General features: G+C 53.7%; 11 protein-coding genes and 1 pseudogene. 8 read left to right on the top strand and 4 right to left on the bottom strand.

Features of this window, described 5'->3' with window-relative positions; genetic code table 11:
• The first annotated feature begins 785 nt into the window (after positions 1 to 785).
• The 4 genes from CA54_RS10715 to CA54_RS10700 all read left to right on the top strand — a co-directional run bounded on the left by CA54_RS10715 (position 786) and on the right by CA54_RS10700 (position 3,305).
• The gene (locus CA54_RS10715) at positions 786 to 1,142 is read left to right on the top strand and encodes an ArsR/SmtB family transcription factor (protein WP_146370763.1); all 357 of its coding nucleotides are present in this window, start codon (positions 786 to 788) and stop codon (positions 1,140 to 1,142) included.
• Between the two features lie 83 nt (positions 1,143 to 1,225).
• Positions 1,226 to 2,359: an ACR3 family arsenite efflux transporter gene (gene arsB / locus CA54_RS10710; RefSeq protein ID WP_146370762.1), complete on the top strand. Its 1,134-nt coding sequence runs from the start codon at positions 1,226 to 1,228 to the stop codon at positions 2,357 to 2,359.
• 41 nt (positions 2,360 to 2,400) lie between these two features.
• The gene (locus CA54_RS10705) at positions 2,401 to 2,838 is read left to right on the top strand and encodes an arsenate reductase ArsC (RefSeq protein WP_146370761.1); all 438 of its coding nucleotides are present in this window, start codon (positions 2,401 to 2,403) and stop codon (positions 2,836 to 2,838) included.
• The gene (locus CA54_RS10700; RefSeq protein ID WP_146370760.1) at positions 2,835 to 3,305 is read left to right on the top strand and encodes an ArsI/CadI family heavy metal resistance metalloenzyme; all 471 of its coding nucleotides are present in this window, start codon (positions 2,835 to 2,837) and stop codon (positions 3,303 to 3,305) included. Before CA54_RS10705 ends, CA54_RS10700 begins: the two co-directional genes overlap by 4 nt.
• A gap of 60 nt (positions 3,306 to 3,365) precedes the next feature.
• Here CA54_RS10700 and CA54_RS10695 read toward each other — a convergent pair whose 3' ends face one another.
• The 4 genes from CA54_RS10695 to CA54_RS10680 form a co-directional block, all read right to left on the bottom strand.
• The gene (locus CA54_RS10695; RefSeq protein ID WP_146370759.1) at positions 3,366 to 4,784 is read right to left on the bottom strand and encodes a YncE family protein; all 1,419 of its coding nucleotides are present in this window, start codon (positions 4,782 to 4,784) and stop codon (positions 3,366 to 3,368) included.
• Positions 4,785 to 4,830: 46 nt separating this feature from the next.
• Entirely contained in the window at positions 4,831 to 5,235 is a 405-nt protein-coding gene (locus CA54_RS10690; protein ID WP_146370758.1) for a hypothetical protein, read from the bottom strand.
• A 66-nt stretch (positions 5,236 to 5,301) separates the two neighbouring features.
• The gene (locus CA54_RS10685) at positions 5,302 to 6,264 is read right to left on the bottom strand and encodes a DUF1559 domain-containing protein (RefSeq protein WP_146370757.1); all 963 of its coding nucleotides are present in this window, start codon (positions 6,262 to 6,264) and stop codon (positions 5,302 to 5,304) included.
• 796 nt (positions 6,265 to 7,060) lie between these two features.
• Complete coding sequence (locus CA54_RS10680) at positions 7,061 to 7,612, bottom strand: MarR family winged helix-turn-helix transcriptional regulator (protein WP_146370756.1); 552 nt, start codon at positions 7,610 to 7,612, stop codon at positions 7,061 to 7,063.
• 236 nt (positions 7,613 to 7,848) lie between these two features.
• On the opposite strand from CA54_RS10680, the gene ectA reads away from it, so the two are divergent.
• From ectA to thpD, 4 genes and pseudogenes are all read left to right on the top strand, one after another.
• On the top strand, positions 7,849 to 8,337 hold the full coding sequence (gene ectA / locus CA54_RS10675; RefSeq protein ID WP_197532374.1) for a diaminobutyrate acetyltransferase: 489 nt from the start codon (positions 7,849 to 7,851) through the stop codon (positions 8,335 to 8,337).
• Positions 8,338 to 8,361: 24 nt separating this feature from the next.
• On the top strand, positions 8,362 to 9,657 hold the full coding sequence (gene ectB / locus CA54_RS10670) for a diaminobutyrate--2-oxoglutarate transaminase (protein ID WP_146370754.1): 1,296 nt from the start codon (positions 8,362 to 8,364) through the stop codon (positions 9,655 to 9,657).
• 38 nt (positions 9,658 to 9,695) lie between these two features.
• Positions 9,696 to 10,091: an ectoine synthase gene (locus tag CA54_RS10665; protein WP_146370753.1), complete on the top strand. Its 396-nt coding sequence runs from the start codon at positions 9,696 to 9,698 to the stop codon at positions 10,089 to 10,091.
• Positions 10,092 to 10,316: 225 nt separating this feature from the next.
• Positions 10,317 to 11,267 (top strand): annotated as a pseudogene (thpD, locus tag CA54_RS10660) (ectoine hydroxylase).
• Positions 11,268 to 11,280: the final 13 nt, after the last annotated feature.

The raw sequence follows: 11,280 nt of genomic DNA, 5'->3' as shown, positions 1-11,280 counted from the left end.
GAGTCAATCAAGCGAACAGCGAGGAAGCATCTGCGTTTTCCCTGTTTTGCGTTTGGACTTCACAAACGGAGCACTCGACTCCGCATCGGTAAGGAAAGTTAATATCCCGTTAAGTACTAGTTCGATACCCGACTGCGTTCGTTCTTAAACCTGCAAAACAGTGACAACAGGAAGCGTCAGAGGGGGTTTGATTCGAACTGGAGACAGACGATAACTTTTTTCATACCTGACGTCAGGAGACGCTCTCCCACTGAAAGCCAATCGACCATCCGTGACGAGAGCGTCTTCCAAACAAGACTGGCCTGACTGATCCTAGGGCAAGAGCGTGCGGCGCGACTTGTTACTATCGAGACGAAGGTGATTACTGAACACTCATCTTCACACCACCCCCGCCCAGCGCCTAATAAGCGTTTTGGATCGTACGCTGGAATCATTAAGCTTTCACAATTGCACAGCATTGGCTCTGAAATCATCGGCATTGTTCGCTCTTGGTTGCTCAACGGCCCGACGAGATCACCCGCAACGTTGTAAATCAGCGACGCCGGCGTCGTGAACAGCTACTGCGGATTGAGAGCCTAGCAACCCACCCCAGCCGGCAAAGCCCTGGAAAACTTCTCGGCAGAGGATATGGCAACATCGCGCCGATTCACCACCAGCAATCGCCGCTGGAATTTGGCCAATTCATTTCGCCTGCCGCAATTCACTGGAGTTTCGGATTGCCATTGACGATCGATTGGTAGCGGCGTAGTATATTCGCATAGGCGAATTCAATAGGATCCACCAAGATGGCTACAAAAACTGCCAGCATCTCGCTCACGACCATATTCCGAGCGCTGTCCGATCAGACGCGATTGCGGATTCTGAATCTGCTGCGCGACGGCGAATTGTGCGTCTGCGATTTAGTCGATGTTCTGGATGTGCCGCAACCAACGGCTTCGCGGCATTTGGCCTATCTGCGGAAGTCCGGACTGGTACTCGCCCGGAAAGAAGGCCTGTGGCACTACTATCGATTGACCCCCAGTCCCTCTCCGTTTCACGAAAAGCTCTGGGAGTGTTTGGCGACTTGCGAAGCTATCGAGTCTGAACTTGCCGGTGATCGACAACGGCTCAAACATTCGTCGTGTCGTGACTGCTGCGACTAATTTTTTTAACCAATACATTCGCCTAAGCTCATATAATATACCTCATTTGGTTTGGAACGTTAAGAAATTGGAGATTGCTTCCCATGGCTGATGGAGTTTCCAAGCGTCTGGGTTTCCTGGACCGGTATTTGACATTGTGGATTTTTCTGGCGATGGCAATGGGCGTTGTTGCCGGTCGCTTGCTTCCCGGTTTGGAAGGCTGGATCAATTCATTCCAAGTGGGCACCACAAACATTCCCATCGCGGCCGGCTTGATTTTGATGATGTACCCGCCACTAGCCAAAGTTCGCTACGAAGAGATGGGCGAAGTGTTCCGCAACTGGAAACTTCTTGCCCTGTCGCTGGTCCAAAACTGGGTCATTGGACCGGTGTTGATGTTTGCCCTGGCGATTCTTTTCCTACAGGACTACCCCGAATACATGGTAGGACTGATCATGATCGGCCTAGCCCGTTGTATTGCGATGGTCATCGTCTGGAATGAGTTGGCCAAGGGAGACAGCGAATACGCCGCCGGATTGGTCGCCTTCAATAGCATCTTTCAAGTGCTGTTTTTCAGCGTGTACGCCTGGGTGTTCATCACTGTCTTGCCGCCGTTATTCGGATTGGCGGGAAGCACCGTCCAGATCGGTATTGGTGAAATCGCGCAGAGTGTCTTCATCTACCTGGGTATCCCATTCCTGGCCGGTATGGCAACACGATTTGTCATGCTCCGGACCAAAGGCCGGGAGTGGCATGAACAGCAATTCATTCCGGCCATAAGCCCGCTGACGCTCATCGCACTGCTGTTTACGATTCTGATGATGTTTGGGCTGAAGGGAAATTTGATTGTACAGATCCCCGGTGACGTAGTGCGGATCGCCGTGCCGCTGTTGATTTACTTTGTCGTAATGTTCTTGGTGAGTTTCTGGATGGGGAAAAAGATCGGCGCGGACTATTCGAAAACGACCACAATTGCCTTCACAGCGGCCAGCAACAATTTTGAACTCGCTATCGCCGTCGCCGTCGCCGTCTTCGGCATCAACTCCGGCGCCGCTTTCGCAGCTGTGATCGGACCGTTGGTGGAGGTTCCCGTATTGATCGGATTGGTCAATGTCGCTCTCTATTTTCAAAAACGATACTTCGGGGACGAAATCTCAGACGACGACGCCCTGCAGTCCGCTGCGGCAGCAGCCTGCCCCAATGTCGGCGGCAGTCCCGCTGAAGTCGGGCAAGATTAATCACCAATTGAAGCGCGAATAACAAAAAGGACTTTCATCCGATGCCAAAGCGAGTCTTAATTCTCTGCACCGGAAACTCATGTCGTTCACAGATGGCCGAAGCGCTCTGGGAATCGCTGGGCGGCGGCAGTTGGCAGTCCGAATCCGCCGGCTCGAAACCCTCCGGCTACGTCCACCCTTTGGCAATCCAAGCGATGCAGGAGATGGATATCGACATTTCCGCACATACAAGCAAGTCGCTCGATCAGTTCCAAAACCAACCGTTCGATCTCGTCGTCACGGTCTGCGACAACGCCAAAGAGTCCTGTCCCATTTTCCCCGGGGCGCAGACCACGTTGCATTGGCCCTTTCAAGATCCCGCCGATGCCACAGGCTCCCAAGAAGAACAAATGACCGTATTCCGCCGTATCCGCGACGAAATCAGAGACAAAATTGAAACCTACCTGCAAACTCTTAAACCTAAAGGAGAGTCAAAATGATCAACGAATCCGCTGTCGATTTTCCCGGCAATTACCGCCTGCACGTCGCTTTGACCGTTTCCAATCTGGAAAAGTCCAAGCATTTCTATGAAATTCTGTTCGGCCAACCCGCCTGTAAGGAACGGCCCCGTTATGCGAAATTTGAGCCGCATGACCCGTCGGTCAATTTGACACTGAACGAAGAAGATGGCAATGTGCGAATCGAAGGCGGATCCGCTCATTTCGGCGTTCAGGTCAAATCCATTGCAGCAGTTCACGCCGCCACCGAGCGTTTCCAAGCAGCCAACATCGAAACGATCACCGAAGAAGAAACCACTTGTTGCTACGCCGTGCAAGACAAGGTGTGGGCCATCGATCCGGATGGACACAAGTGGGAAGTCTTCGTCGTACTGCAGGCCGATGCGAAAGATGAACGTTACGAAGCCGCCGGTTGCTGTGGCCCGGAAACCGTTCAACTGAACAAGTAAGACACGGGACTTCCCCACGATGTGTGGGGAAGTCCAAGTCGCTCCGCTGCGAAGATTTGTTCAATGTCCGTGATCTTCCTCACCCAGGGCAATCAACTTGGTCGGCTTTCCGCCGACCGGCACTGTGGCAAGCACTCCCAGATCCTTGAGCGACATGATTGAAATCGTACTGTCGCCGGGGTTGGTCCAAAATGCGTATTGACCGGCGTGATCAAACGCAATCTGGTGGTGCCCGTAGTGGCCTTCGACGTCGCTGTGCCCCACGGGAATCGTTTTCAGTAGCTGCGCGTCGGAAAAATCGAGATCTTGGTTGGGATCGAGTTGGACGATGCTCAAGAATTCGTCCCCTTCGACATTACCGGGATGGTCGTGAAACACGAACACCAAGCGCCGCCCATCAGCCGCCTTGACGATTGCCGGAACCGTCGGCCCGTTTCCCGGTTGCATGGGAAGTGGAACGCTCACGAGTTGTGGGGAAGTCTCGTTCGCATTCAACAGACCCAGCGTAGCGTAGTCCTCCTCTCCGTAAACAAAACAGACGTAGTCGCGGTGAGTTGCAAAAGCCCCCGTGCGCAATGGCTTTTTCGTCTCGGGATTCTCACCAAGCGAAATATGGTGAATTTCCGCATCCGCATGTTCCGCCGTCGGCTCAAGATCGGCAGTGACCCAACAGATCCCATCGGCCGGCGCAAAGAAGACCTTGTCCGCCGCAGTCGTGGCGCCGTGAATCACTCCCGTAGGAAGCGCTAGTGAATAACTGATCTCCTCGTTTCCCTCAGGCTGAATGCGAGTCACGTCCACGCGCCCTTGATTGGGACCGCCGCCGTCAATCCATGTCCCATAACCGGTTGTGTTCTCCGCCACGGCCAACGTAATATGATGTCCGCCGCCGGCATGAAACCCTTGCGGTACGTCGACCTCCCCTTCACCATCGCCGACCGAAGGATCGATCCGGGTGTAACCGTTGTTGCGGTCATTGGCCAGGTAATAGACGTCTCGATAGATATACAAATGAGCCGGGTTGCCTTGTTTGTCGTCGAGTTTCTGGGCAATGATCCGCGGTTTGTCGCCGAAACTCCAATGCCCATGATCGCCGTGCGCCTCCTCTTCGACACCGGTCGCTAAGAGCAACCAGCCGCTCTGAAATTCGCCGCCCGCGTCGTCTCGCACCCCGACAAGCAACGTGCCTTGGCTCACGTCCATCTGCACGAGATTTTGACGCTCAGCATCGAGCACCGGAAAATCGTCGATGTCGTGGATCTCTCCCAAACTGGGTGGGTTACCCTGTAAGACATGCGCCCAGCGCAGCTTTCTCGTATCGTGGTCTTGAAGAAACAATCGGCAAATAACCGACGGCTCCGGTTCTTCGGCGGCGATGGCCGATGCATCAAATTTGATCAACTCCTGCTGCTGACCGCAGCCCACCATCACGAAGGCTGCGAGCAATAAACCAATGTAATTCCAAGTTTTCAGATTCATGTTATTTTCCTGGGCGAGTCGCGTATGTGGGTTCGAAAGATGAATTTCATTCCGCGGCGGATACAAAGGGCGGCCCGGTTCCCGCTTGAGTTTCCATAAACCGGCCCCGTCGAAATCCAAGGAACACCCAATGGACTTCCGTGTCCGTTTGGGAGAGCCAATAGAACCGCCTCCCTCCCGCAGGTGAACGATAGACCGACGGCTTTCCGTGTAGCAGTGGATTCTCTGCCACCGAGGGTTGAAGTCGTAGATAGCTGGTCAGCAACCGTTGGTCCCCCTCGGTCATTTCTGACTGCCGCTGCCACGCTGTGCTGTCGATTTGCAGTTCGTCCGGCGGTGTGGGCATCGGCCGAAAGACAGCCGAGTTTTCCGCCGAGCAGCCCTGCAGGCCCCACAGCATGAGCAAAGTGGCCAACTGTTGCACCGCCGAAGTTACAGTGATGAAGCGCATATCCAATTCCTATCAGCGACGGCACAAGCAACGATCCGTTGCTGCCGACTAGCGAGCGAGTCAATCTTAAAATTCACTGATGACCTGACCATCACTGCGAGAAAACAGTTGCCGCATGGTCGCCAAGTCGATGTTTTCGTTCATGAATTGCACACTTCCGTCACACATCAAGACATTGACCCCGCCCGCATGCTGGCTCCGCGGCCCAGAGACCAATTCGCCGTGGTGTGACACATCCGGCTCAGCGGAATTCGGCTGAAAATGGGCGTTCACCAGCACGTGATAGCCTGTGCTGCGAATCCAAGAACCGGCGCGGCGTCCCTCATAGCGCGTAGCGGGAAATGCCGTCAATTTATCCGCATTCACAGTACAGGGGCCGCCTCCACTCACCCGCTTCATTTGCCGTTGTGCGTCGACCAAATCAGTAGTATCGTCGCCACGCGAGCCAAACAGAGTTTCGGCCATGAACACCGTCGTTGTTGTACCGTCTGAAATGTCACTGAAACGGGTCGATGATCCTCTCCAAAACAGGCCATCGTTGATATTCGTGCAGTAATTCAATTCGATGCCGCTGCCTCCGTTCACCAAATAATTCCCACCGGCATACAGATCGCCGTTGCTATCTCGATACATGACTTCGCCGGCATCACTTGGGCAGACAAAGACCGGCACAACGTGTGCAGCGGCAGGTGCCAAAAGAGGATTTACTTGAGCAGCCCAGGGCGGTCCCAGCAGCAGTGGTTCGTTGAAATCAATCAGAGCATGCAGATTCGTCTGTTCGAGATAGGGAAGGACTTGAGCTTGCGGTGAATAGCCGTAGTTCGAGTCCGCGGCCAATAGCGGAAAGGCGGTATGCACATCGTAATAATTGTGCATGGCAATCCCGAGTTGTTTGAGATTATTGCGACACTGCGTGCGCCGCGCCGCTTCCCGCGCTTGTTGCACAGCCGGTAGCAACAGAGCAACTAGAATCGCAATGATGGCGATCACCACCAGCAATTCAATGAGTGTAAAACCAGAACGTTTCATAGGTGAGCTCCCAATCGATGAAAACGAAACAATGACGAATTGCGGCCAACCAGAATCACGCAACCGGCGCCGACAAGTAAGCCGCAATTATGAACGCACAACACAATCCTGTAAATGCAATAACTATGCATTTGCTTCGTTTTTGCATAAAAAACTGATTGCGCCTGACAACACGATTCCGTTTGCCACCACCCGCCAGCAAATCTTTGCCGACCGTCGTTGAATCATTTCACATCACACTCACCGAATAATTTCCCGTTTTCTACTATTATTCAAGTGTATTATAGCAATCTATGCACGCAACAAGATTGCACGAGACCGACTGACGCTCGGCGACCGTCTTGTGTGGATAGCTCAGTCCAGCATCACCCTCTGGGACCGGTGTCGACTGGCCTGCCCCAGAAAGGAGTGGCCCTGCGGACTCACGACTGCAGGGCCGCCAGGAGAGTCGCATTTGCACATCGTTTGCACGATAGGTCAAAACGCGAGAAGCATTCGATCCGACAAGCCTTACGACGAAACCGCCAACGAAACCCTAAATGAACTTCCCACCTCGCCAATAAGACGCACCTCATGCCCGGAATCAGTGGTGCAACTACACAACCGACACTCGCCGCACATGCCTTGCCAAGGCGCGACGCTGCCAGGACCGACCACCCACAAGCCGGGAGCCATTGCTCTTGTTGATAACGAGGACTGCATGCCAACCACTTCCCCAGCGCAGGTCTCTCACCTCAGCTCGATACATAACGCAGGCGGAACCGGTGCCGCCCTGATCCACCGCTAGAACACCCCCCTAAGCGGGCGGCTGTTCGCTGAGACGGTCGGCCGCCTTCTCGGCCGATTCGCCGATCGCACCGATGGCCAGCATGGGAGTTGCGTCGATCTCCTCAGCCTCCATCATGGAGACGATCCGCTGCAGCGAAGAAAGCGTCTGGGATTTTTCCCAATCGGCCAGTTTGGCGAATTCGTGAACGAACTGCTCTTGAAGCAATGACGGAGCACTACGAACAAGCTCGGTGGCCTGCGGCGTCGCGACGACAAGCATCCGACGCTTATCGACAGGGCAGCGGCGGCGGACGACAAAATCGCGGCGCGTCAGCCGATCCAAAATCCCCGTAACCGTGCCTTGGCTCAAGTGGACCTGTTTCGCCAATTCACCAGCCGGCACCTCACCAATTTCACAAAGAGCTTTGAGCACAGTGAGTTGCGGCCCGGTGAGCCCGTGTTTCTGCAACAGCTTACGCGAGCGCAGGTCGACAGCACGGATAATACGACGCAGTGCAATGAGCACTTGCTCGCAGAAGAAGTCATCGGGCTGCAGCGTCGTTGTCCGTTGAACGGCCATGCGTCATGTCCGAAAATGCAGAGAAAGTAGTGTGTACAGAAAGCATCTACAGGCAAGATGCCTGTTGTCCTGGACACAAATTCAAGTTAATAAACGGTGAATTCAGCGAAACCTTGAATTTGAAAGGGATCACTGTGGACATTTATATTCAATTGTGTACAAAGTAAATACGCATTATTGGCAATTACTGCCAATAATGCGTTTTCGCCACAAAACAACAGGGTAGTCAAATCTCTTTGAATTTCCGGGAGCCGACTTTAGCCGACGCGGCTCGGATTACGCGGCTGGTTCGACGGTGTCCACCGTTGGACGTGAATTCGCACTATCTTTCCCTGCTGTTATGCCGCGATTTTCATGCAACCTGCGTCATCGCGGAGCTCGACTCTCAATTGGCTGGGTTCCTGTCAGCATACCGTCCGCCCGGACGGAATGACACTGTTTTCGTTTGGCAAGTGGCCGTTGATCCCCAACATCGCTCTGCCGGCGTTGCCTCGCAGTTGCTCGACGAGCTGTTGGCCCGCCCCGCGTGCGGCCAAGTCAACTGGCTGGAAACAACCGTCACACCCTCCAATACATCGTCGCAAAAATTATTTCAGTCGCTGGCAGCGCGGCTGGAGACGGAGTGCAACCGAGAAGAGGGTTTTACAACAGAATTGTTTGACGAGACCAATCCGCATGAACCGGAAGACTTGCACCGCATCGGTCCATTCACATTGAATCACTAATAACCAGAAGGATCTTTTAATCATATGTCTATTTTTGATCGTCTTGAATCGAACGTGCGGGGCTACTGCCGCTCGTTTCCCACGACTTTTACGACCGCTCAAAACGCAACACTCACCGATGAGAACGGGCAGGATTTTATCGATTTTCTCGCCGGTGCGGGAACCCTGAACTACGGCCACAACAATTCAGATATCAAAGGCCCGCTCATCGAGTATCTGCAGAACGACGGCGTGCTGCATGGGCTCGACATGCATACTGATGCCAAGGCGCAATTTCTGGAAGCCTTTGAAGAGCACATTCTGTGGCCGTTGGAGCTTGACTACAAAATTCAGTTCACCGGACCGACCGGAACAAACGCCGTCGAGGCCGCTTTCAAACTGGCTCGCAAAGTGACCGGACGGACGAATATCGTTTCATTCACCAACGGTTTCCACGGAGTCAGCCTCGGCTCGGTGGCCGCTACGGGAAATAGCCACTTCCGTGACGCAGCGGGAACACCGCTGAACAATGTCACGTTTATGCCGTTCGATGGCTATCTTGGCGAAGACATTGATACGCTGGATTATTTCGAGCGATTATTGCGCGACAGTAGCAGCGGCTTGGACCTACCGGCGGCTGTCGTTGTCGAAACCGTCCAAGGCGAAGGGGGCGTGAATGTCGCAAGCATCGAGTGGCTGCAAAAGCTCGAAGAACTGTGCCATGAATTCGAAATTCTGCTGATTGTCGACGACATTCAGGTCGGCTGCGGCCGAACGGGAACCTTCTTCAGTTTTGAAGAAGCCGGGATTGTGCCGGACATCGTTACGCTCTCAAAATCGCTGAGCGCCTACGGATTGCCGATGTCATTGGTCCTCATGAAATCGGAACTCGACGAGTGGAAACCAGGCGAACACAACGGCACGTTTCGCGGCAACAATCTGGCGTTCGTATCGGCCAAAGCGGCTATCGACTTGTATTGGCAAGATTATTCCATGACGCGATCGGTAAAACGCAAAGGGGCGCTGATACAGAAACGCCTGCAAGAGATTGCCGAGGAAATCAACGATGTCGAACTGGAAGTCCGCGGTAAAGGGATGATCTGGGGACTGGCTTGCCGGGAGTGCCCTCAACTGATGGAACTGGTCAGTGCTGCCGCGTTCAAACGCGGATTGATCATCGAAACCAGCGGCACGGACAGCCATGTCCTGAAATGTTTGCCGCCGCTGACGATCGACGATGACCAACTGATCAGCGGGCTGGATACAATTGCCGAATGTTTCACAGTCGTCCTCAATGACGCCGAGGCCATGAAGTCGCTCGGCCTCACCCACGCCAACTGATTTGATCTTTTGATACTACTCATCCGGAATTTGCAAAAATGATTGTAACCAACTTAAGCGAGATTATCGGCACCGAGCGTGATGTCCACGGCGAAACATGGAACAGTCGCCGGCTGTTGCTGGCCGGCGAAAACATGGGTTTCTCGATGCATGACACGCTGATCCATGCCGGCACCGAAACCACAATGTGTTATGAAAACCACCTCGAAGCCGTGTACACCATTGAGGGCGAGGGAGAAATCCAAGTGCTGCCGGATGGGCCGACCTATCCGATTGGTCCCGGCACGCTGTACGCGCTGAACGACAACGACCGGCATTGCGTCCGCGCGAAAACGCAATTGCGAATGGTGTGTGTATTCAATCCGCCGGTGACCGGCCGCGAAGTCCATAACGCCAATGGAGCCTACCCTGCGGCGACTGCGGCGGAAACTTAATGCGAGTCGTTGTGGCTCATCGAAAACTACCATCAAACTGGCGGCGAAGTCGCGCACGGCCAAACCGCAACTACAGTTAGATTTCAACTGAAGCGATAAAGGGCTCCGTCGTTCTTTCTGTATTTTTACGTGTGTGTCGTGTCTTTCATGGTCCTTAATTTTCTAAGGAAACCGAATACTTACACGCCACGCAAAGCTTTTGAAGGTTAGTAAATACGATTCGCCATGGAGACAACACCCCCACACAGTATCGATACGCGGGAAGACAGTTATCCGTCAAGGGTCTACCCTGAACCGGAGTTCCTGAAACGATGCGACCCGATCGTTTGCGACTTCGAAGCCCCAGGGCCGCTATCAACGGCACAACTCAGCCAGTTTGAGCGCGACGGGTTTCTGATTCTGCCCGCGTTTTTTCCTGAAACGGACATCGCCACCTATAAGGAAGAAATTAAAAGGCTCTGCGCGTCTCGAGAAATCCAACAGCGTCCGGAAGCGATTCTGGAACCGAACCATTGCGAATTGCGTTAGCTATTCTCCGTGCATAATTCAGAAATCAGCCCCTGTTTTTCCGAGGTTGCTGCGGATCAGCGCATTGCCGGCATGGCGGCACAAATCATTGATGATGAGGTGTATGTTCATCAATCGCGCGTCAACTTGAAACCGGGATTCGCCGGTAAAGAATTCTACTGGCATTCGGATTTCGAAACGTGGCACGTCGAAGATGGAATGCCGCGCATGCGGGCTGTCAGCTGTTCGCTGCTACTGACGGAGAACTACAATTTTAACGGTCCACTCATGCTGATCCCCGGCTCGCACCAGCAGTTTGTATCGTGCGAGGGAGAAACGCCCGACAATCACTATCAAAAGTCGTTGCGGCGACAAGAATATGGCGTTCCGGACCAGGAATCTCTTGCGCGATTGGCAGAAGATGGCGGGATCGTCAACGTGGTCGGGCCGCCCGGCACAATAGTGCTGTTTGATTGCAACACAATGCACGGCTCGAACGGGAACATCACTCCGTTTCGGCGATCCAATTTGTTTTTTGTCTTCAATAGTCTCGCCAATCGTCTCGTTGAACCGTTTTGCGGCAAAATACCGCGCCCCGAATTTATCGCCAATCGCACCGCAGTCGCGCCGTTGGCCATGCGAGAACTTAACGTCCAATCACACGCTTGATGAGGGAGGGGGC

It is taken from the genome of Symmachiella macrocystis (assembly GCF_007860075.1).
Classification (GTDB): Bacteria; Planctomycetota; Planctomycetia; order Planctomycetales; family Planctomycetaceae; genus Symmachiella; species Symmachiella macrocystis.
Note: the sequence above shows the minus strand (reverse complement) of the source record. Positions and strands in the feature narration are given on the sequence as shown.